14 protein-coding genes are annotated in these 21642 nt (G+C 73.1%); 8 read left to right on the top strand and 6 right to left on the bottom strand.

Going from position 1 to position 21642, the window contains the following annotated elements; all coding sequences use genetic code 11:
- Window positions 1–86: 86 nt before the first annotated feature.
- The 3 genes from C6361_RS27655 to C6361_RS27645 all read left to right on the top strand — a co-directional run bounded on the left by C6361_RS27655 (window position 87) and on the right by C6361_RS27645 (window position 3069).
- Window positions 87–1070: an ABC transporter ATP-binding protein gene (locus tag C6361_RS27655; RefSeq protein ID WP_234359046.1), complete on the top strand. Its 984-nt coding sequence runs from the start codon at window positions 87–89 to the stop codon at window positions 1068–1070.
- 8 nt (window positions 1071–1078) lie between these two features.
- On the top strand, window positions 1079–1903 hold the full coding sequence (locus C6361_RS27650) for an ABC transporter permease (RefSeq protein ID WP_107269488.1): 825 nt from the start codon (window positions 1079–1081) through the stop codon (window positions 1901–1903).
- Window positions 1904–2151: 248 nt separating this feature from the next.
- Window positions 2152–3069 carry a MerR family transcriptional regulator gene (locus C6361_RS27645; protein WP_107269487.1) on the top strand — a complete coding sequence of 306 codons (918 nt, stop codon included), beginning with the start codon at window positions 2152–2154 and terminating at the stop codon, window positions 3067–3069.
- 60 nt (window positions 3070–3129) lie between these two features.
- Here the strand turns inward: C6361_RS27645 and C6361_RS27640 are convergent, their stop codons facing one another.
- From C6361_RS27640 to C6361_RS27625, 4 genes are all read right to left on the bottom strand, one after another.
- Window positions 3130–4587 carry a pyridoxal-dependent decarboxylase gene (locus C6361_RS27640; RefSeq protein ID WP_234359045.1) on the bottom strand — a complete coding sequence of 486 codons (1458 nt, stop codon included), beginning with the start codon at window positions 4585–4587 and terminating at the stop codon, window positions 3130–3132.
- A 69-nt stretch (window positions 4588–4656) separates the two neighbouring features.
- The gene (locus C6361_RS27635) at window positions 4657–5706 is read right to left on the bottom strand and encodes a LacI family DNA-binding transcriptional regulator (protein WP_107261162.1); all 1050 of its coding nucleotides are present in this window, start codon (window positions 5704–5706) and stop codon (window positions 4657–4659) included.
- A gap of 77 nt (window positions 5707–5783) precedes the next feature.
- The gene (locus C6361_RS27630) at window positions 5784–8831 is read right to left on the bottom strand and encodes a glycoside hydrolase family 3 protein (RefSeq protein WP_107269486.1); all 3048 of its coding nucleotides are present in this window, start codon (window positions 8829–8831) and stop codon (window positions 5784–5786) included.
- 340 nt (window positions 8832–9171) lie between these two features.
- Window positions 9172–10581 (bottom strand): ROK family transcriptional regulator, encoded by a 1410-nt coding sequence (locus C6361_RS27625; protein WP_234359044.1) that lies wholly within the window; start codon window positions 10579–10581, stop codon window positions 9172–9174.
- A 274-nt stretch (window positions 10582–10855) separates the two neighbouring features.
- On the opposite strand from C6361_RS27625, the gene C6361_RS27620 reads away from it, so the two are divergent.
- From C6361_RS27620 to C6361_RS27600, 5 genes are all read left to right on the top strand, one after another.
- On the top strand, window positions 10856–12535 hold the full coding sequence (locus C6361_RS27620; RefSeq protein WP_107269485.1) for an extracellular solute-binding protein: 1680 nt from the start codon (window positions 10856–10858) through the stop codon (window positions 12533–12535).
- Complete coding sequence (locus C6361_RS27615; RefSeq protein ID WP_234359043.1) at window positions 12532–13743, top strand: sugar ABC transporter permease; 1212 nt, start codon at window positions 12532–12534, stop codon at window positions 13741–13743. The genes C6361_RS27620 and C6361_RS27615 overlap by 4 nt, the downstream gene beginning before the upstream one ends.
- Window positions 13740–14675 carry a carbohydrate ABC transporter permease gene (locus C6361_RS27610; RefSeq protein ID WP_107261156.1) on the top strand — a complete coding sequence of 312 codons (936 nt, stop codon included), beginning with the start codon at window positions 13740–13742 and terminating at the stop codon, window positions 14673–14675. The genes C6361_RS27615 and C6361_RS27610 overlap by 4 nt, the downstream gene beginning before the upstream one ends.
- 82 nt (window positions 14676–14757) lie before the next feature.
- Entirely contained in the window at window positions 14758–15246 is a 489-nt protein-coding gene (locus C6361_RS27605) for a MarR family winged helix-turn-helix transcriptional regulator (RefSeq protein ID WP_107269484.1), read from the top strand.
- A 75-nt stretch (window positions 15247–15321) separates the two neighbouring features.
- The gene (locus tag C6361_RS27600; RefSeq protein ID WP_234359042.1) at window positions 15322–16794 is read left to right on the top strand and encodes a DHA2 family efflux MFS transporter permease subunit; all 1473 of its coding nucleotides are present in this window, start codon (window positions 15322–15324) and stop codon (window positions 16792–16794) included.
- A 60-nt stretch (window positions 16795–16854) separates the two neighbouring features.
- Here the strand turns inward: C6361_RS27600 and C6361_RS27595 are convergent, their stop codons facing one another.
- Window positions 16855–19200 (bottom strand): TIM-barrel domain-containing protein, encoded by a 2346-nt coding sequence (locus C6361_RS27595; RefSeq protein WP_107261153.1) that lies wholly within the window; start codon window positions 19198–19200, stop codon window positions 16855–16857.
- 99 nt (window positions 19201–19299) lie between these two features.
- Entirely contained in the window at window positions 19300–21597 is a 2298-nt protein-coding gene (locus C6361_RS27590; protein ID WP_159079502.1) for a glycoside hydrolase N-terminal domain-containing protein, read from the bottom strand.
- Window positions 21598–21642 lie beyond the last annotated feature (45 nt).

The raw sequence follows: 21642 nt of genomic DNA, 5'->3' as shown, positions 1-21642 counted from the left end.
CTGGGCCCGAGTCGCCTGGCCGTGAACCGGCATGCCCCTGCCGTGGGAAACACACGGGTCGGGCATGCGAACGACACGGTCGGGACATGATGCGACGGGGGTGGGAACTGTCGCCCGCCGACGACAACCTGGTCAGCATGGATGACGTCGTGATCGAAGTGAACGGGCTGCGCCGCAGCTACCGGGAGTTCGAGGCGGTGCGCGGCATCTCCCTGCGGATCCGCCGGGGTGAGCTGTTCGCGCTGCTGGGCACCAACGGTGCCGGGAAGACCACCACCATCGAGGTGCTGGAGGGGCTGCAACCGGCCACCGCCGGCCGGGTCCGGGTGCTCGGGCTGGACCCGGTCCGGGACCGGAACGCGCTGCGCCCCCGGACGGGGGTGATGCTCCAGCACGGCGGATTCACCGGGGCGCTTACCGTCCGAGAGACGGTGGAGATCTGGCGGTCCCTCACCGTCCGGCCGCAGACCACCGCGGAGGTGCTGGACCTGGTGGACCTCGGCGGCCGGAGGAACGTCGCGGTCGAGCAGCTCTCCGGCGGCGAGGGCCGGCGGCTGGAGCTGGCGCTGGCCGTGCTCGGCCGCCCGGAGGTGCTCTTCCTCGACGAGCCCACCGCCGGCATGGACCCGGCCTCCCGCCGCCGTACCTGGGACGTCGTCCGGGAACTCCAGCGGGGCGGTACCACCATCCTGCTCACCACCCACTACCTGGAGGAGGCGGAGGTCCTCGCCGACCGGGTGGCGATCATGCGGGGTGGCAGCATCGTCGCCACCGGGGCACCGGAGGACGTCGTGCGAACCCTGCCCGCCCGGATCAGCTTCCGGCCGCCGGCCACGGACGCGCTGCCCGACCTGCCGCACGCCGCCCGCCTGGTCGAGGGCGACCGGGTCAGCTACGAGTCCCGCCAGCTCCAGACCGACCTCACCCGGCTGCTCGAATGGGCCAGCGCGGGCAACATCCGGCTGACCTCCCTGTCGGCCCGACCCGCCACCCTGGAGGACGTCTTCCTGGACATCGCCGCCGACCACGACCCGACCGACCGGTACGCGGAATCGGAGGCCGCCCGATGAGCGGGACGATGACGACGCCGAGCCCCCTCCCCGAGGCCACCTCGGGCGACCGCGCGAGCAGGCCGTTCTGGCAGATGGCCGCGATGCTCAAGATGGAGCTGCTGGCGCTACGCCGTAGCTGGACCTCCACCGCGATGTCCGTGGTGACCCCGCTGATGATCGCCCTGCTGCTGGTCAGCGAGTACGGCGGCCAGCCGGTGCCCGGGGTGCGCCGGGTCGTCAGCGTCACCACCCTGGTCATGGTCTTCCTGGTGCACCACCATCTGACCACCGTGTACGCCGCACGCCGCCAGGAACTGGTGCTCAAGCGGCTGCGCGCCGGGCTCGCCTCGGACCGCACGATCCTCTTCGGCACGGCCAGCAGTACCGTGGCGATCTTCCTCGCCCAGTTCGTCGCGCTGGCCGCCTACGCGGTCCTGGTCCTGGACCTGCCGATGCCCAGGAACCCGGTGGTCATGGTGGTGGCGCTGCTCTTCGGCTGCTCGATCATGGCGGCGTTCTCGGCCGCGCTCTCCGCGATCACCCGCAGCTCCGAGGCGGCCATGCTCACCACCCTGCCGACCGTGGTGATCTTCCTGGCCACGCCGGGTGCGCTGCTGCCGCTCGGCGCGTTGCCGGAGTCGCTGGAGCGGGTGCTCTGGTTCCTGCCCAACGGCCCGTTCACCGAGGTGATGCGCGTCGGTTGGCTCGGCCGCACCGACGAGGGTCAGACCCTGAGCTTCGCCGGCACCTTCGTCGAGACGCTGCCCTCCTTCGGGGTACTGCTGGTCTGGCTGCTGGTGTCGCTGCTCGTCGCCGGCCGGTACTTCCGGTGGGAGCCCCGGCACGGATGATCGGGACGGCGATCGCGTCACCCGGCCTCGGGGACGTGAACCTGGACCGGGCGCGGGTCGGGCGGAAGCCCGGCCCGCGCGCCGCGCCCACGGAGCTGACGCGCGTGCCGCCTGCCGGATAGGTGGTGATTCTCCCGCAGCCCGTAGCGGTCCTGACGCCCCGACACCGACCGTCAGCCGCCGCCGGGCGGCCCGGTGCGGGATATTGGATTTGAGTCTCCAGCGACTGGAAGGTTGATGCTCTTCCCGTGAACGACCGTACCGAGCTGTTCACGATCGGACAGCTCGCCCGACGTACCGGCCTGCCGGTCCGGACCATCCGCTTCTGGTCGGACATCGACGTCATCCCGCCGACCGGCCGGTCCGCGGGTGGTTATCGCCTCTACGACACCGAGGCGGTGGCCCGGCTGGAACTGGTCCGGACGCTGCGGGAACTCGGGCTCGACCTCGGCACGGTGCAGCGGGTCCTGGCCCGGCAGAGCACGGTGGCCGACGTGGCCCGGGCGCACGTGCGCGCCCTGGACGCGGAGATCCGCACGCTCCAGGTGCGTCGGGCCGTGCTGCGGTCGATCGCGCGACGGAACAGTACGACCGAGGAGATGAGCGTGATGAACAGGCTGGCCCGACTTTCCGCGCAGGAGCGGCAGCGGATGATCGACGAATTCGTGGACCGTATCTTCGCCGGCATCGACCCGCAGGAGCCCGGGGCGAGGATCGCCGAGGCGATGCGGCAGATGCCCGCCGAGCTGCCCGACGACCCCACCCCGGAGCAGGTGGACGCCTGGCTCGAACTCGCCGAACTCGTCAGCGACCCGGAGTTCGCGCAGCGGACCCGGCAGATGGCGGTGGCCGGCGGGCAGCCGGGTGGCGCCCCGACCGGGCCGCCGCCGTACGACCCGACGGTGGTGATCGAGCAGGCCGGTCAGGCGCTGGCGGAGGGGATCGCCCCGGACTCGGCGCAGGGCCGGGCGGTCCTGGACCGGATCGTGGATCCGGGACTTCCGGCGCGGGAGCGGGTCCGGGTCGCCGACGAGGTGGCGACCTTCACCGACCGCCGGGTCGAGCGGTACTGGGAGCTGCTGGGCGTGCTCAACGACCGGCCGCCGTTCCCGCCCCGGGTGCCGATGTTCGAGTGGTTCATCGCCGCGTTGCGCGCCTCCGCCTGACCCGGAGCAGCGCCCACCGGGCGGCGGTCGGTCCGCTCACCGACCGCCGCCCGGCCCAGCTCAGTTCCGCCGATCCGGCAGCGCCGCCGCGGTCTCGCCGATCAGCCGCCAGGTCTGCGCCACGTGCTCCTGCCGGGTGTACGGCGAACCGGGCACCAGCCGCAGCGTGTAACGCCCCGCCACCCGGGTGTGCGTCAGGTACGCCCGGCCGGTCGCGTTCACCCGGGCCAGCAGTTCGGCGTTGGCCTCGTCGTCGGCGGCATCGTCACCGGTCGACCGCAGCCGGAAGCAGACCAGCGCGAACGGGCCCGACGCGACCAGTTCGAAGCGCCGGTCGGCCCGGACCTGCTCGGCGAACCAGCCGGCCAGCCCGATCGTCTCCCGGATGTGCGCCCGCAGCCCCTCGGCGCCGTACCAGCGCAGCACGAACCAGAGTTTCAGGGCCCGGAACCGCCGCCCGAGCGGCACCTGCCAGTCGCGGTAGTCGAGCACCTCGCCGGAGTCGGTCGCCGCGTTGCGCAGGTACTCCGGCAGCACCGTCAGCGCCTCGACCAGCTCCGCCCGGTCCGCCACCCAGAACGCGTCGCAGTCGAAGCCGGTGAGCAGCCACTTGTGCGGGTCGAAGCAGTACGAGTCGGCGTGCTCCAGCCCGGCGTGGGTGTGGCGCAGTTCCGGGCAGACCGCCGCGGCACCGGCGTACGCGGCGTCGACGTGCAGCCAGAGGCCGTACTCCCGGCACAGCTCGCCGATCGCCGGGATCGGGTCGACCGCGTTGGTGGAGGTGGTGCCGATCGTCGCCACCACCGCCGCCGGGACCAGTCCGGCGGCCCGGTCCGCCTCGATCGCCGTACGCAGCGCCGCCGGGTCCATCGCCAGGGTCTGCGGATCGACCGCGACCGTACGCAGCCCCGCGTCGCCGAGTCCGGCGATCCGGACCGCCTTCTCGATCGCCGAATGCCCCTGGGTGGAGGTGTATACCCGGTACGCCCGCCGCACCCCGTACCCCCGCCACCGCCCGCCGCCGGCCCGGTGCAGCGCGGCCAGTACGGCGATCAGGATGGCCGAGGAGGCCGAGTCCTGGATCACCCCGCCGCCGGAGCCGGTGGACCGGAACCGGGCCGGCAGGTCGAGCAGTTCGGCCAGCCAGTCCAGCACCACCGTCTCGACCTCGGTGCAGGCCGGACCGGTCGACCAGAGCATGCCCTGCACCCCGAGGCCGGCGCCGACCAGGTCGCCGAGCACGCTCGGGCCGGAGGTGTTCGCCGGAAAGTAGCCGAAGAACCGGGGATGCTGCCAGTGGGTGAGACCGGGCGTGATCACCGTGTCCAGGTCGGCGAGGAGCCGGTCGAACGGCTCACCCCGCTCGGGCGGGCCGGTCGGCAGCCGGGCGGCGACCGTGCCGGGCGGATCGGCGGAGGTGACCGGCCGCTGGTCCAGGGTGGCCCAGTAGTCGGCGATCCAGTCGACGACCTGGTGCCCGTGCCGGCGGAACTCGTCCGGGGTCATGTGGTTGGCCATGCCCCCGAGTCGACCAGCCCGACCGTTGCCGATCAAGAAGCCGTACGCCGGGGAAGCCGGCCCCCGCGCTCAGCCGGCCGGCGAGCCGGTGCGTACCCGCCCGGCCTGGACCGGCGGCGGCGCGGCCGCCGTGCTGGCCCGGACGGTGAGCCGGGGTGGCAGCAGGGTGCCCTCCGGGACCGGCTCCTCCTCCAGCTTGCGCATCAGCAGCGACACCGCCTGCCGGCCGACCTCCTCGGCCGGGATCAGCACCGAGGTGAGCGCCGGGCTGGCCCGTTCGGCGACCTCGTCCGGGCAGATCGCCACCACCGAGATGTCCTCCGGCACCCGCCGGCCGAGCGACGGCAGCGCGGCGAGCACCTGGCCGACCGCCGCCTCGTTGTGCACCACCAGCGCCGACAGCTCCGGCTGGCGCTCCAGCAGCCCGGCCAGCTCCTGGGCGACCGCGTCGAAGTTCTCCTCGCAGGGCTGGGCGACCGCCGCGATCCCGTGCCGCTGTGCCGTCTCGGCGAAACCGGCCCGGGTGCGGTGGGCGAAACCGGTGTCCCGGTCGTAGACCACCGCCGGGGCGCCGAGCAGCGCGATCGAGCGGTGCCCGAGCCCGGCCAGATGCTCGACACAGGCCTGACCGGCCCGGTAGAAGTCCAGGTCGACGCAGGTGAGCCCGGAGGAGTCGGCCGGAAAGCCGATCAGCACGCTGGGTCGTTCCAGGTCGCGCAGCAGCGGCACCCGGGGGTCGTGCATCTCCACGTCCATCAGCACGATGCCGTCGACCATCGCGCTGGCGGCGATCCGGCGCAGCCCGGCCGGTCCCTCGTCGGCGGTCATCAGCAGCACGTCGTGGTCGAACTGCCGGGCCGTGGTCACCACGGCGGTGGCGAACTGCATGAGTACCGGCAGGTGCATGCCGGAGCGCAGCGGCAGCACCAGGGCGATCACGTTGGCCCGCCTGCTGGCCAGCGCCCGGGCCCCGGCGTTCGGGTGGTAGCCGAGGCCGCGCACGCTGGCGAGTACCCGCTCCCGGGTCGACGCCGAGATGGCGCGCTTGCCGCTGAGCACGTAGGAGACGGTGCTGACCGCGACTCCGGCGTGCCGGGCCACGTCGGCGATGGTCACCATGTCGGCCCGCTTGGCGGGGCCCTCGGCGGACTGCGGGGGCGCCGGTCGCGGGGCGGTGGGAGGCGACGACTCGGACACTAGGCGCCTCCACTTCCCGTCCCGGCAGCGTCCGCGTCCGGGCCGTCCGCACCGGCCACGAAGGTCAACCAGCTCACCGTAGCGCCGGGGGAGTCGAAGAGCAGGTACAGATCCCGTACCCCGGTCGCCCCGCCGCGCCAGTCGCCGGTCACCTCGCCGTTCGGCGCCGCGCCGTCGCCCGGTTCCGGGTCGACGACCGGTGGGATGGCGACCGTGCCGGCCACCGGACCCCGGACCGGGTCGTCCAGCCGGAGCAGCAGCTCGGCCCCGTCCGGCAGCGGTCGCTCGGCACCGACCCGGGCGGTGACGCCGCGTACCCCGGCACCGAAGTCGACCCGGGAGAAGCGGATCCAGCCGCCCGCCTCCCGGGCGACCACCGCCGCGCCGTCCGGGCCGTCCGGCAGCGGCTCGGTGCCGGCGTACTCGTCGTGGTCGGTTGCGCGGAGTGGGCCGGCCAGCGCCGCGCGGGGACGCACCGGCTCACCGTGCACCGCCAGGGTGGCGGTCAACACCAGGTCGGCACTGGACCGGCCGACCGCGACGGTGTGCCGGGCGTCCTCCACCACGTACCGGCCCCGGGTCACGTCCCAGTGCGCCAACTCGCTGGCGCGCAGCCGCAGCCGTACCGTGGTCTGCGCGCCCGGGGCCAGGCTCACCCGGGCGAAGCCGCGGAGCTGGCGCAGCGGCTGCTTGACCCGGGACCGCCGCTGTCGGGTGTAGAGCTGGACCACCTCGTCGCCCGGCCGCGAACCGACGTTGGTCACCCGCACGCTGACCTCGACCTCCCCGGCCGCGTCCACCTCGTCCGCGCTCAGCCGCAGGTCGGAGTAGGCGAATTCGGCGTAGCTCAGCCCGTGGCCGAACGGATAGAGCGGGGTGCCCCGATGGTAGAGATAGGTGGTGTCGGTGGCTATCACGTCGTAGTCGAAGAGGTCCGGCAGTCTGGCGGCGTCGTGGTACCAGGTCTGGGTCAGCCGGCCGCCCGGGTCGGCGTCCCCGGCGAGCACGGCCGCCAGCGCGGCGCCGTACTCCTGACCGCCGTGCGCCGACCATACGATCGCCGGCAGGTGCTCGTCGGCCCAGTTCAGCGCGTACGGGTAGCTGCTGCTGACCACCAGCACGGTACGCGGGTTGGCCGCGTGGACCGCCCGGAGCAGCGCCTCCTGCGCCTTCGGCAGGGCCAGGTCGGCCCGGTCCTCGGTCTCCCGGCCGCAGACCATCGGGTGGTTGCCGAGCACCACGACGGCGACGTCGGCGTCCCGGGCCAGCGCCGCCGCCTCGGCCGCACCGTCGGCGACCAGTTCGACGGTGAAACCGGTACCGTCGGCGGGGGCGACCGCGTCGGCCCGGAGCACCCCGTCCGGACCGACCCGGACGTAGCGTCCGCTGGCCAGGTGGTGCAGCACCCGGTCGCCGGTGTCCCGGTCGACCAGCCGGAACGTCTCCCGGACCACCCAGCCGCCCGGGCCGGGCCGGTCGTTGACCAGCAGGCCCGCCTCGTCGGCGCCGACGTGCCGGCCGTTGGCCACGCTGCGCAGCGCGACGACGTCCTGGCCCCAGTCGAAGACCTCGAACCAGCCGTCCTGCGGCACCGGCCCGGTCGTGTCGCCCTGGGCCGTGCCGCCGCCGGCCCCGGGCGGCCCGGCGGCATCCTCCGGCGGCCCGACCCTGCCGTCCGGGATGGCGACGCCGCCCGGCGCCGGCTCCGGGCCGACCGCCAGGCGCAGCGGCGCGCCCTCCGGGTCACCGGCGGCCCGGACGTAGCCGTCGGCGGTGCGCAGCGCGATCCGGTCCGCACCGCAGTGGTGCGGCGTGCTCGCCGGGGCGAACCGGGCGGCCAGCCCGTCGCGGGCGGTGATCGCGTACGGCAGGGTGCCGCTGTACCAGTCCTCGTAGAGCGTGTCGGCGAGCGGCCCGAGTACGGCCAGCCGGCCGATCCGGCCCGGGTCCAGCGGCAGCAGCGCCCCGGTGCCGGGCCGGGGTACGTTGCGGAGCAGCACCAGCGACTGCCGGGCGGCCTCCCGGGCCAGCTCCTGGTGTGCCGGGCAGTTGATCACGTCTGCCGTGATCGCCGTGTACGGGTTCCGCTCGGGCGGGTCGAGGTCGCCGAGCCGGAACCGGACGGTGAGGATCCGCCGTACCGCCGTGTCCAGGTCGGACTCGTCGAGCAGTCCGCGCCGCAGCGCCTCGGTGAGCCGCTCGACGGTGGGCCCGGGGTCCTCGCTGTCCTCGGTGAAGCTGTCGATGCCGGCCCGCAGCGCGGCGGCGTACCCACTGGGGTGGTCGGGGTGGTAGCCCTGCGCACCGGCGATGTTGGAGACCGCACCGGCGTCGCTGACCACCAGGATCTCGTCACTGGTCCAGCGGCGCAGCTCGGTGCCGATCAACGGGCTCAGGTGTGCCGGCCGGCCGTTGACCAGGTTGTAGGAGGCCATCACGGCCACCGCCGCCCCGGTGGCGATGGGGGCCCGGAACGCGGGCAGCTCGTATTCGTAGAGCACCCGGGGCGGCAGGTTGCTCGACGTGGTGCACCGGTCGGTCTCGTTGTTGTAGCCGAGGAAGTGCTTCAGCGTCGGCGCGGTCTTCAGGTAGTCGGGGTGGTCGCCGCGCAGTCCCCGGGCGTACGCCGTGCCGAGCCAACTGGTCAACCAGGGGTCCTCGGCGTAGCCCTCCTCGTTGCGGCCCCAGCGGGGGTCGCGCAGCGGGTTGACCACCGGCGCCCAGACGTTCAGCCCGACCCGGGTCGGGTCCTTCTGGTGCAGGCCCCGCACCTCGTCGCCGACCGCCGCGCCGACGGCCCGGATCAGTTCGGGGTTCCAGGTGCTGCCGAGCCCGAGCGCCTGCGGGAAGACCGTGGCCGGGCCGAGCCAGGCCAGCCCGTGCAACGCCTCGGTGCCGGTGCGGAACGCCGGCAGCCCGAGTCGGGGCACCGGGGCCTGGTGCTGGTGCAGCAGCGCGATCTTCTCCGCCCGGCTGAGCCGGCCGAGCAGGTCGGCGACGCGTACGTCGAGCGGCTGGTCGGGGTCGCGGAACGTCGGGTCGGTCATGGTCGATCACCTTCCATGATCTTCGACTAGCGCGGCGGCGGTGGGAACCGGGGTGGTGGCGAGTCGAAGCGCTTCGAATCCGGCGGGGACGGGATGGAGCGGCGGGTGCCCGGCCGTCAGCCCGGGAAGCTCGAAGCGCTTCGACGGCCAGGGAAAAGATACTCCACCGTGGATAGCGGTTTCCCGCTGGTCACGAGGGAGCATTTCGAGGCTTCCACCAGCCGCCGTACCGGTCAAGGGGTTGCGCCGAACGGATTGGTGGGTATCGGTTTCCACGGCGGTTCCCGCTCGAATCTGCACGGGTTCCCGCAGTGGACGCGCCGTCAGCGGTGGTGGGTGGTCAGCGCTGGGCGGCCGGTTGCCGTGGCGGGTCGGTGGGCTGCGGTTCCGGCGGGGCGGACGCCTGCGCGGCGGCCGGATCGGCCTTCGCCTCCGGCTCCGGGTCGCCGGGTGCGGTACTGGACCGGGTGGGGGTCTTCCGGGAGACCCGGGCCGACGGGCCCGGCTCACGGGCGGCGCCACGGTCCGGGTCGCGCAGCGGCAACCGACCGGCGTCCACGGTCTCCAGCGTCCGGGCCGCCCCACCGGACGCCGCCGCGCCGGTGCCCAGGGCCGAGGCGAGCAGCCGGGCCCCGCCGGCCTCCGGAGCCAGCGTGTGGGCGTGCAGTTCGGCCTCGGCGGCGGGGAGCAGCCACGGTGCCAGCGTCGCGTAATAGCCGCCGAGCAGGACGACCTCGGGGTTGACCAGGTTCGCCAGCAACGCGACGCCCCGGCCCAGGTGCCGGCCGATCTCGGCCAGCGCGTCGAGGGTGGCGCGGTCACCCCGGCGGGCCTTGGTGCGGATCCGGTCGACCTCGGGGGCGAAGTCGGTGACCGGGCCGTCCTCGGCCGCGTCCGGCAGCGCCCGGCGGATCAGCGCCGGAATGCCGGCCACCACCTCCAGGCAGCCGCGCCGGCCGCACGGACAGAGCGGACCGTCCGGTTCGACCGGTACGTGCCCCAGCTCGCCGGCGAAGCCGCGTCCGCCGCGCAGCAGCCGGCCGTCGGCGACCACCCCCGCGCCGAGCCCGGCGCCGCCGGTCAGGTGCACCAGGTTGGCGGTGCCGGCCTGCGGACCGTGCCGGTATTCGGCGAGGGCGGCGAGGTTGGCGTCGTTGTCCACCACCACCTCGTAGCCGGGGTCGCGCAGCGCACGGCGCAGGTCGGCGCCGAGCGGCAGGTCACGCCAGCCGAGGGTGGTGGCGAGCCGGACGGTGCCACCGGCGTCGACCAGGCCGGGGACCGCGACGGTGAGGCCGAGCACCTCCCGGCCCTGGCCGCCGACCCGGTTGACGGCCCGGCCGGCGAGCGCCGCGATCGCGCTGACCGCCCGGCCGGGGGAGGCGGACGAGCCGTCGAAGGCGCGTCGCCAGGAGAGCAGTTCGGTGCCGGCGAGGTCGACGGCGACCACCGTCAGCTCGTCGATGCTCACCTCGATGCCGATCGCCGCGTACGGGGCGCCGTCGACCACCAGCATGGTGGCGGGACGGCCGATCCGGTTCTCGGCCAGGCCGGTCTCCCGGACCAGACGCCGGTCGAGCAACTCGGCGACCAGGCTGGAGACGGTCGCCTTGTTCAACCCGGTCGAGGCGGCGATGTCAGCGCGTGAGCAGGGCGCGTGCGTCCGGACGAAGCGCAGGACGACGGCGAGATTCGTGGCCCGTACGTCGGCGAGATCGGCCGGCTGTGGCCCGGTCTGCGTCGTGAACAAGATCAGCCCCGCTCCCCGCGTTTCGGTCTCCGGGCCCCGTGTCGCGCCGGTTGCCGACGGTGCGCCCATCATGCCGCACCGCCACGCGCCGGGCCACGCTCGCCCGCCGCGCCATGATTCCGGTGTCTTGTGGCACCGGTCACCGTCGATTACGTTTGTTTAGTCAACCGACGAACTAACTCTACCCCATATCCACCCAGCAACCGAACGGGTTACTTTCCCGCGTCCCACGCGGGTCCGTGACCCGGTCGGCGATATCGAAGGGAGCGCCCCCGTGCAACCATCCGGCCCGGGCAGCGCCACCAACCGTAGGAACTTCCTGAGCCTGGTGGGCCTCGGTGCCGCGGCGACCGTCGGCAGTGGCCTGCTCGCCGGCTGCGGCGGCGAGGTGGCCTCCACCAGCAGCGCGCAGAACCTGGACAAGCTCGCCGGCCTGCTGCCCAACCAGAAGGACCTGCCGCCCGGCATCCCCAAGCCGAGCATCGTCGGCACCCGCCCGGTGCCGGACGGCTACACCGAGTTCCCGAGCACGCTGGTCGACGCCATCACCGACAAGCCCGGCACCAGCGGCCAGCGCATCAGCGCGATGACCCCGGCCTGGGGGCCGGCTCCGCCCGGACTCGGCCAGAGCCAGTACCTCGCGGCGGTGAACGCCGAGCTGGGCGTCGAGGTCAACTTCAGCGTCCAGGACGGCAACACGTACGCCGACAAGCTCAACGCCATGCTCGGCGCCCGCGACGTACCGGACCTGCTCTGCGTACCGGAGTGGGAGGTCTCCAAGCTGCCGCGGTTCGCCGACGCCACCGCCGCGCTCTTCGAGGACCTCACCGACCACCTCAAGGGCGCCGGGATCGACCCGTACCCGATGCTGGCCACCTTCCCGGCCGGGGCCTGGCGCAACGCGTTCTGGAACGAGCGACTGATGGCGGTGCCCTGCCCCAAGGACGGGCCGTTCCCCTGGGCGCTCTTCTACCGCAAGGACCTGCTCGACGCCGCCGGGCTCGGTTATCCGAAGACGATCGAGGAACTCTTCGAGGTCGGCAAGAAGGTGACCGACCCCGGCAAGGGGGTCTGGGCGTTCAACGACATCTTCGCGATGGTCCAGATGTTCCACAAGGTGCCGGGCACCGACGACGGCTGGCGGCTGAAGTCGGACGGCACCCCGGAGTTCAAGTACGAGACGCCGGAATACAAGCAGTCCGTCGAGTTCATGGCCAAGGTCTACCAGGCCGGTCTGGTCCACCCCGACCTGGTGGCCAGCAAGGGCGCCGACTCCAAGCAGCTGATCCAGAGCGGCAGGATCATCTTCTTCCAGGACGGTCCGGGCGCCTGGCAGGCGATGCAGGCCGAGCAGCAGCGGATCACCCCCGGCTTCAACATCCAGCCCGTGCCGATCTTCTCGGCCACCGGCGGTGACCCGCTGGTCTGGGGCGACGACAACCCGATCTCGTACACCTTCATCAAGAAGGGGCTGGGCAAGGCCCGGGTGGAGGAACTGCTGCGGGTGATCAACTGGTGCTCGGCACCCTTCGGCACCAAGGAGTTCGACCTGCGCGAGTACGGGGTGGAGGGCAAGCACCACAACCGGACCGCGACCGGCCCGGTCAAGACCGACCTCGGCTTCAAGGAGATCGTCAACCAGTACTTCTTCATCAGCGGGCGCAGCCCGGTGGTGCAGCCGTTCCCGCAGACCCCGAACTACGTCCGGGACATGTTGACCTACTCCAACGAGATGGTGAAGTACCTGGAGAAGGACCCCTGGTCGGGACTGAAGCTGGAGATGCCGGCCCGGTTCAAGGCGAGCCTGTCGCCGACCGACGACAAGGTGACCGACCTGCTGCGCGGTCGCCGGCCGATGAGCGACCTCGACACGATCATCACCGAGTGGCGCAACGGCGGCGGTGACGAGGCCCGGGAGTTCCGCGCCAAGGCGTTGGCCGACGCCGGGCGATGAGTACCCGCGAAACAGCCCGGGCGGGTGGCACCGGCGACGACCGGAGCCGCCCGCCCGGCGGGTACGCCCCGACAACCCCGAAGGCCGGCGGCCGGCTCGACGAGCCGACCGCGCTCGCCGGTCCCACCGCCGCGCCGCCCCGCCCCGCAGAGAGTCCGCGGAGCCTGCCGCAGCAGTCCCGGGACGGCCGTGCGGCGGACCGGCCGGTCCCCGATCCGGCGGGCCGGCCGGGGCGGGAGCCGGTGCGGCACGGGCGGGCCCGGACGCGGCGGCGCGACCGGGCACCGCTGCGGGCCCGGCTGCGCCGGGACTGGCCGCTGCTGGTGATGGTGGCCCCGGCGGCCCTGCTGCTGCTGGTCTTCCACTACCTGCCGACGCTGGGCAACGTCGTCGCGTTTCAGGACTACAACCCGTACGCCGGGGACACCCCGCTGGCGGCCTTCCTGCACAGCCCGTGGATCGGCACGGCGCACTTCGAGACGCTCTTCGGCGACCCGGCGTTCTGGGACGCGCTGCGCAACACCCTGGCGATCACCGCGTTCCAGCTCGTCTTCTACTTCCCGCTGCCGATCATGTTGGCGATCATGCTGCACAACATCCTCTCGCCGAGGCTGCGGGGATTCGTGCAGACCGTGGTCTATCTGCCGCACTTCTTCAGCTGGGTACTGGTGGTCACGTTCTTCGTGCAGATGTTCGGCGGGGCGGGGCTGCTCGCCCAGGAGATGCGCGACGTCGGGCTGGAACCCTGGAACATCATGTCCAATCCGGACACCTTCATCGTGCTGGTCACCGCCGAGACGGTGTGGAAGGACGTCGGTTGGGGCACGATCGTCTTCCTGGCCGCGCTCTCCACCATCGACCCGCACCTCTACGAGGCGTCGGCGGTCGACGGGGCGAGCCGGTGGAAGCGGCTCTGGCACGTGACGCTGCCCGGGTTGCGGCCGGTGATCGTACTGCTGCTGATCCTGCGGCTCGGTGACGCGCTCTCGGTCGGCTTCGAGCAGTTCATGCTGCAACGCGACGCGGTGGGGCGGCAGGCGGCCGAGGTGCTGGACACCTTCGTCTACTACAACTCAATCACCACCGGCAACTACGGGTACGGCGCGGCGGCCGGGCTGTTCAAGGCCGTGGTCGGGCTGGTGCTGATCCTGGCGGCCAACCGGTTCGCCCACGCGCTCGGCGAGCGGGGAGTGTACTCAAGATCATGACTGTGACGGATTCCCTGCGAACGACTCCGCCGCAGCGGCGCCGGGATCGGAACCGGCGGCCGGCCTGGGAGGAGAAGCCGAGCACCGTCGGCCAGGTCTTCCGGGGCGGCGTACTCACCGGTGTGGTGCTGGCGGTGCTGATCCCGCTCTGGGTGGTGCTGGTGACCAGCCTGGCGTCCCGGGAGACGATCAACGCCACCGGGGGACTGGTGGTGGTGCCGAGGGAGATCGACTTCTCGGCGTACCGGGCGATCTTCGCCGGTGGACTGGTCACCCAGGCGCTCTGGATCAGCACCCTGGTCACCCTGGCCGGTACGGCGGTGAGCCTGGTGCTGACCGTGCTGGCCGCGTACGGGTTGTCCCGGCCGGGGTCGGTCGGGCACCGAGGGCTGCTCTTCTACTTCCTGCTGACCTTCCTGATCTATCCCGGCATGGTGCCGAGCTATCTGGTGGTCACCGGGCTCGGCCTGAAGGACCAGATCTGGGCGCTGATCCTGCCGACCGCGATCAGCGTCTTCAATCTGGTGGTGGTGCGGGCGTTCTTCCAGAACATCCCGGCGGAGCTGCTGGACAGCGCCCGGATCGACGGTGCCGGCGAGTTCCGGATCCTGGCCCGGATCGTGCTGCCGCTCTCCCGGGCGGTGATCGCGGTGGTCGGGCTCTTCTACGCGGTCGGCTACTGGAACGTCTGGTTCAACGCCCTGCTCTACATCGACGACAACTCGAAGTTCCCGATCCAGCGGGTGTTGCAGAGCTTCATCCTGGCCGGCCAGTCGCCGAACAACGCCGGTACGCTCGGCGTCTCGATGCCGCCGACGCTGGCGATCAAGATGGCGGTGGTGGTGGTCACGGTCTCGCCGATCGTCCTGGTCTATCCCTTCGTGCAGCGGCACTTCGTCAAGGGTGTGATCATCGGCGCCGTGAAGGGCTGAGCGCGGGCACGGGGAGCGCGCGACGGGCGAGTATGACTGCTGGTAGATAATCCGTAACGGAACGGATTGGTATGCTGGTGGCATGACCGCCATGGCACCGGCCCGGACCGTTCCGGACGTCTCCTTCCTGCTGGACCGCACCAGCCACGTGCTGCGTACCCGGATGGCCGCGGCGCTGGCCGAGATCGGGCTGACCGCCCGGATGCACTGCGTGCTGGTGCATGCCATCGGGGAGGAGCGGACCCAGGCCCAGCTCGCCGAGATCGGTGACATGGACAAGACCACCATGGTGGTCACGGTCGACGCGCTGGAGGCGGCCGGTCTGGCGCAGCGGCGGCCGTCGAGTACGGACCGGCGGGCCAGGATCATCGCGGTCACCGCCGAGGGGGCGCGGGTGGCGGCGGAGAGCCAGGCGATCGTGGACCGGGTGCACGCGGAGGTCCTGGCGGCGCTCGGCGAGCGGGACCGGCAGGTCTTCCTGCGGGTGATGGAGGGGCTGGTCACGGGTCACCTGGCCGAGCCGGTCGAGACGCCCGGGCCGGTACGCCGGGCGCGCCAGCGCGAGAGCTAGATCGCAAACAGATAGTCTGTAACGGAACTATCTGTTACGGTCCCTCCTGTCGGTGTCACCTGACAGGAGGACAGCGTGTCCGAGACTTCCGCTCCCACCACCCCCACGGCCGCCGCCCCGGCGACGGCCGCGCCGCCCGAACCCGGCGGATCCGCGTACCGGCAGCGCTGGCTCGCCCTCGGGGTGATCGCGTCCGGAACCCTGATGACCATCCTCGACGGCAGCATCGTGACCGTGGCGATGCCGGCCATCCAGCGGGACCTGGGCTTCTCCGCCGCCGGCCTGAGCTGGGTGGTCAACGCCTACCTGCTCGCCTTCGGCAGCCTGCTGCTGCTCGCCGGCCGGCTCGGCGACCTCTTCGGCCGCAAGCGGATGTTCCTGGCCGGCACGGCGGTCTTCACCGGCGCGTCGGTACTGGCCGGGATGGCCAACTCCCCGGCGGTGCTGATCATCGCCCGATTCGGCCAGGGCGTCGGCAGCGCGGCGGCGACCGCGGTCGCCCTCGGCATCCTGGTGACGCTCTTCGTCGAGCCCCGGGAGCGGGCCCGGGCCATCGCGGTCTTCGCCTTCACCGGCGCGGCCGGCGCCTCGCTCGGCTCGGTACTCGGCGGGGTCCTCACCGACCTGCTCAGTTGGCAGTGGATCTTCTTCGTCAACCTGCCGATCGGGCTGGCGGCGCTGGCGATCGCCCGACCCGTACTGCCGGCGGACCGGGGACTCGGCCGGGCGGCCGGCGCCGACGTCCTCGGCGCCCTGCTGGTCACCACCGGCCTCGGGCTGGGCCTGCACACCGTGGTCAGCGTCGAGTCGCGCGGCTGGACCTCGCCGGCCACCCTCGGCTTCGGCGGAATCGCCGTACTGCTGCTCGCCGCCTTCGTCGCCCGGCAGGTCACCGCGGCCAGCCCGCTGATGCCGCTGCGGATCCTCCGGTCCCGCAACGTCGCCGGAGCCAACCTGGTGCAGGTGCTGATGGTCGCGGCGTGCTTCGCGTTCCAGGTGCTGGTCGCGCTCTACCTCCAGCAGGTGCTCGACTACGGCGCCGCCGGGACGGGGCTGGCGATGCTGCCGGCCGCCGTGACGATCGGCGCGGTCTCGCTCGGCGTCTCGGCCCGGCTCAACACCCGGTTCGGCGAGCGGAACGTCCTGCTCGCCGGGCTGGTGCTGCTGGTCGGGGTGCTCGGGCTGCTGGCCCGGGTCCCGGTGCGGGCCGACTATCTCACCGACCTGCTGCCGGTGATGCTGCTGACCGCCGGTTTCGGACTCGCCCTGCCGGCGCTGACCAGCCTCGGCATGTCCGGCTCCCGCTCCGACGACGCCGGGCTCGCCTCCGGACTCTTCAACACCACCCAGCAGCTCGGGATGGCGGTCGGCGTCGCGGTGCTCGCCACGCTCGCCGCCGGGCGTACCGAAGCACTGCTCGCGGCCGGTGCGAGCCAGCCGGCGGCGCTGACCGGCGGGTTCCGGCTGGCCTTCGCGGTCGCCACCGGGCTGCTGGTCGCCGCCTTCGTCGTGGCGTTCACGGTACTGCGCCAGCCCGCCCGGCGCTGACCTCGACGCTCACCTGAAGGGGGACGGGGCGCCCCCCACCTGGGCACCCCGCCCCGACCTTCAACCCCGCACGGTGGGTAGTCCGTCCAGCGGCACCGCGCTCGTCGCGGTACCGCCCAGCAGCAGCCGCCCGGGCAGCCGGGCACCCTCGACCGGGGCGAGGGCGACGCCGCTGACCCGCAGCGGCCCGTCGGCCTCCACCCGGAACTCGTCGCCCGACCGGCTCGCCCGGATCGTGGTGTCGCCGTCGATGTCGTGCACCACCGTGCTGCCGTCGGTGGCGCCGAAGCTCAGCACGGTGACGTCGGAGAAGGCCCCGTCGCCGACCCGGTCGGCCAGCGGCATCACCGGGATCAGCGCGCCGTACCGGACGAAGAGCGGGACCTGGTCCAGCGGCCGGTGCACCCGCAGGTGCCGGCCACCGGCGTGCACCTGGCCGGTCCAGAAGTCCACCCAGTCGCCGGCCGGCAGATAGACGTGCCGGCGGTTCTCCGGAGTGGTCATCGGCGCCACCAGCAGGTCCGGGCCGAGCCGGTATTCCAGCTCGGCCGTCCAGGCGGCCGGGTCGTCGGGGGAGTCGACCAGCAGGGCCCGCATCATCGGCGCACCGGTCCGGGCCGAGGTGACTGCCGCCGAGTAGAGGTACGGCATCAGCCGGTAGCGCAGCCGCAGCGCCTCGACCGCGAGCCGTTCCGCCTCGGCCGGGAAGTCCCAGGGCAGCCGGCTGGTGGTGCCGTGGAACCGGACCAGCGGGGAGAACGCCCCGAACTGCGCCCAGCGTACGTAGAGGTCCGGCGTCGGCGTGCCGTGGAAACCGCCGCTGTCGTGGCTCCAGAACGGCACCCCGGAGAGTCCGTGGCTCAGCCCGCCGCGCAACGTGCTCGCCAGCGCCGGGTACGTCGCGTTCACGTCGCCGCTCCACTGTGCCGAGTGCCGCTGCCCACCCAGGTACGACGAGCGGGCCCACACCGTGCCGTGCCCGGCCACCTCCCGGGTCACCTTGACCACCACGTCGTTGAAGAGCAGCGAGTAGACGTTGTGCAGCTCGACGCCGGTCATCCCGTTCTGTGCCACCGCGTCCGCCGGGACCCCCTCGGCGAAGTCGGTCTTGAAGACGCTGGCGCCCTGCTCCAGCAGCGGCCGGAGCAGCCCGGTGAACCAGTCGACCGCGGCCGGGTTGGTGAAGTCGACGATCCCGCCGGCCGGGTGGCTGCCGTGCCAGGTGTCGGCGACGTAGACCGAGCCGTCGGCCCGGCGCAGGAAGTAGCCGGCCTCGGCCGCCTCGGCGTAGAGCGGGCTGCCGGTCATCACGTACGGGTTCATCCAGAGGCTGACCTTGAAGCCCTGTCCGGCCAGCTCGGCCAGCATGCCGGCCGGGTCGGGGAACTGCTCGGCGTCCCAGCGCAGGTCGGACCAGGCCCCGGCGACCTGCCAGTAGCAGTCCAGGTGCAGCACGTCGCAGGGGATGCCGCGCTCGCGGATCTTCCGGGCCCGCTCCAGCACCCGCTGCTGGCTGTCCCGGAAGAAGCCGGAGGAGATCCAGGCGCCGAACGCCCACTTCGGCGGCAGCGCCGGCCGGCTGGTCAGCCGGTCGTAGCGGTCCAGGATCTGCGTCGGGGTGGGTCCGGCGATCACGTAGTAGTCGATCAGGTCGTCCGGCACCAGGATCTGCACGCAACTGTGCGTGGACTGGCAGATGTCGAACTCGACCGGCATGCCGCTGTCGACCAGCACCCCGTAGCCCCGGTTGGAGAGGTAGAGCGGGACGTTCTTGTGCGAGCGGTCCGACTCGCTGCCGAAGGCGTCGAAGTTCCACATCAGGGCGCGCTGGCCGCGCTTGTCCAGCGGGGTGAACTTCTCGCCGAGCCCGACGAACCGTTCGTCGCCGGGGGTCACGAAACTTTCGTGGTAGGCGGCGACCGCGCCGTCGACCAGCGACCGGCCGAACGGCAGGGTGCGCAGCCGGCCGCTGATGTCCTGCTCGCCCCGGCTCTGGCTGACCAGTACCGCGCCGGTCGGGTCGACGAAGCGCAGGTGCCACGGGTCGAGGCTCAGCTCGGCGACCACCGCCCCGGCGTCGACCCGGACCCGGTCGCCGTCGACGCGTACCTCGGCCCGGTGCGGCTGGGGGTGCACCAGGGGCAGCGCCCGGCTGGCCCGGCCCCGGGCGAGCGGGTCCTCGCTCAGCCGTACCCGGATGACGCCCTCGGCGGCGGCGGTGATCCGGACCGCGAGCGAGCCGCCGTCCGAGGTGGACGCCTTGAGGGTCACGCCCTGGCCGTCCGTGCTCAGCACCTCGGCCCGGTGCAGTGCGGAGAGCCCGTGCTCGCCCGGGGCCCGGACCGGCAGGTCGGGCGGGTCGGCGACGAACGTCTCGTGCGGCACCAGGGGCGGGCGGTACGGCATGCGGTCTCCTCGGCTCCCGGGACGCGGGTCCCGCGCACCGCCGACGGTGCCGGCCGGCGCATGGACTCCCCTTAGTTTCTTTGGTAACCCAACAAACTGTCAACGGCGCGACCGTAGTCGATGCGTCCGGCCGGCCGTCAGCCCGATCCGGACCGGCGCCGCGCCGGGCAGCTCGACGGTGACCGTCCGGTCGACCGGGGAGATCAGCAACGCCTCGACCTGTGTCGATGTCCAGGCCAGTCGGGCCACCGTCACCGGGCCCCGGGCGAGCAGGCCGGAGACGCTGCCCCGGGGCCAGGCCGACGGCAGCGCCGGCAGCAGGTCCAACCGGACCGACGGCATCGCCGGCTCGTCGCCGGGACCGAGGGTGCTGCGCAGCAGCATGGCGGCGACCACGGCCGGCAGTCCGCCACAGAGGTCCAGGTTGAAGATCGCATCCCGGTTGTGCGTGGAGACCAGATTCGGTCGCCAGTACCGGCCGGCCATCAGCAGCACCGTCCGGTACGCCTCCTCGGCCAGCCCGAGCCGGGCCGCCGCCAGGCCGAGCTGCGCCAGCCCGTACCCCATCTCGTCCGACTCCGCCCCCTGCCACCAGGCCAGCCGGCGGCGGATCGCCAGCGCGGCGGCCCGGCGCAGCGCCGGATCGGCGGCGAACGCCGGATCGATCTCGTACCAGAGCGGATAGAGCTGCGAGGCGTGCCGGTGCGCGTGGTTGTCGACCAGTCCCGGGGCGATCCACTCGGCGAGTTCCCCGGTCGGCGCGATCCGGTACGGCGGCAGCGCCGCCAGCAGGGCCCGCCAGCGCGGCTCGGCCGGGTCGGGCTCGCCCAGCACCGCCGTCGCGGCCAGCAGGTTGCGCAGCAGGTCGGCGACGGCCGCGACGTCCATCGTGGCGTCCAGGCTGGCCTGCGCGCCGGTGTTCGCCGCGGCGTTCTCCGGGGAGTACGACGGCACGAACCGGGCCCGGCCGTCCGGGTCGATGGTCACGAAGTCGAGGTAGAACTCGGCGGCCCGGCGCAGGAACGGCAGCGCCCGCTCCCGCAGGAACGTCCGGTCCCCGGTGTGGCACCAGTGGTCGTGATAGAACCGGGCCAACCAGGCCGCCCCGGCGGTCCAGAACGTCTGGCACCAGACCGGACCGAAGTGGTTCTGCCGGCCGTGACCGGTCAGGTGGGTCGGGGTGAGGATGCCGCCGGCACCGTAGAGCCGCCGGGCGTTCCCGGCCAGGTCGTCGGCGACCGAGTCGAGCAGGTCGAAGAGCGGGACGACCAGTTCCGGGGTGCCGGTGACCGCCAGCGCGGCCAGCGCGGCCGGCAGGTTGCCGTTCAGCGTGTAGCCGCCGCTCCAGGCCGGCCGGTAACTGCCGCTCCAGACGCCGAGCAGGGTCGGCGGCAGGTCGCCGCTGGCGGAGACGATCGCGTACCGGCCGGCCGCGAAGAGCCGTTCCACCAGGGCGTTGCCGACCGGCGCGGCGGGCTCGGCCGGGCCGTCGGAGCCGTCGGAGCCCTCCGGCCGGAACGGTCGCAGCAGCTCCTCGGAGGTGGCGGTCCGGGCGGCCGGCGACCCGTCGAGGTCCAGCCGGACCCGGCCGACCAGCTCACCGTGCACCGCGACGTGTGCGGCCAGCAGCGCGTCGAAGTCCGCCGGCAGCTCCGCCAGGTCCGGCCCCGGCGACGGTACGCCGTCCACGGTGGTCCGCAGCAGCAGGAGCGTGTCGTCGACCATCCGGCACCGGACCGTGTACCCGGTCACCTGCCGGCCGGTGGCGGCCGGGAACTCCACCCGCAGGCCCAGCCCGTCGGGGGCGATCCGCCGCTGCACCGGTACCGGCGGGTCCCCGTCGATCGGGGCGAGCGTGCTCCGCCAGCCGGTCGGCCCGGTCAGCCGGACGACCAGCGCGTCGTGCGGGCGGGACACGAAGGCGGCCACCTCGACCGGCCCGTCGGCCGACCGCCAGGACTGCCGCACCACCCCGGTGTCGAAGTCGGTGCTCCGCCGGTAGCCGGTCGCCGGCCCAGCGCTGCCCGACCGCGCGCCCGCCGCGTCGACCGGGACCGGTGTGCAGGTGAGGGTGGCCGCGCCGACCAGCGGGTCGACCCAGCGGGTCTCGGCGTACCCGGGATCGTGCGCGGCGGCGAACTCCGCCACCCGCTCGGCGGCCCGCCGGTGTTCGCCCGCGGTGAGCAGCGCCCGCAGTTCGGCGAGGATCCGCGCGGTCGGCGGCGGGTCCAGCGGCGGGGTCAGCGGCAGGAAGAGCCGTTCGTGCGAGACGGTGATCCGGACGGCGTCCGGCCCGCCGTAGCAGAGCGCGCCCTGCCGGCCGTTGCCGCTGACCAGCGCCGCCTCCCAGTCGTCGGTCCGGCTGGTCGAGACGAGGCCGTTGACAGGGGGATGCACCCCGCCTACTTTGGCGGGAGCCCAAACAAAGGTCAACGGCGACGG

The organism is Plantactinospora sp. BC1 (assembly GCF_003030345.1).
Classification (GTDB): domain Bacteria; phylum Actinomycetota; class Actinomycetes; order Mycobacteriales; family Micromonosporaceae; genus Plantactinospora.
The sequence above is the reverse complement of the archived record's forward strand: the minus strand, read 5'-3'. Positions and strand labels throughout refer to the sequence as shown.

Excerpts from the sequence above, each read along its gene's own strand:
- C6361_RS27635 (WP_107261162.1), bottom strand. The coding sequence starts at position 5,706 with ATGGTGACCATCGCCGACGTGGCCCGGCACGCCGGAGTCGCGGTCAGC.
- C6361_RS27610 (WP_107261156.1), top strand. The coding sequence starts at position 13,740 with ATGACTGTGACGGATTCCCTGCGAACGACTCCGCCGCAGCGGCGCCGG.
- C6361_RS27630 (WP_107269486.1), bottom strand. The coding sequence starts at position 8,831 with ATGACCGACCCGACGTTCCGCGACCCCGACCAGCCGCTCGACGTACGC.
- C6361_RS27655 (WP_234359046.1), top strand. The coding sequence starts at position 87 with ATGATGCGACGGGGGTGGGAACTGTCGCCCGCCGACGACAACCTGGTC.
- C6361_RS27615 (WP_234359043.1), top strand. The coding sequence starts at position 12,532 with ATGAGTACCCGCGAAACAGCCCGGGCGGGTGGCACCGGCGACGACCGG.
- C6361_RS27640 (WP_234359045.1), bottom strand. The coding sequence starts at position 4,587 with ATGGCCAACCACATGACCCCGGACGAGTTCCGCCGGCACGGGCACCAG.
- C6361_RS27650 (WP_107269488.1), top strand. The coding sequence starts at position 1,079 with ATGACGACGCCGAGCCCCCTCCCCGAGGCCACCTCGGGCGACCGCGCG.
- C6361_RS27605 (WP_107269484.1), top strand. The coding sequence starts at position 14,758 with ATGACCGCCATGGCACCGGCCCGGACCGTTCCGGACGTCTCCTTCCTG.
- C6361_RS27595 (WP_107261153.1), bottom strand. The coding sequence starts at position 19,200 with ATGCCGTACCGCCCGCCCCTGGTGCCGCACGAGACGTTCGTCGCCGAC.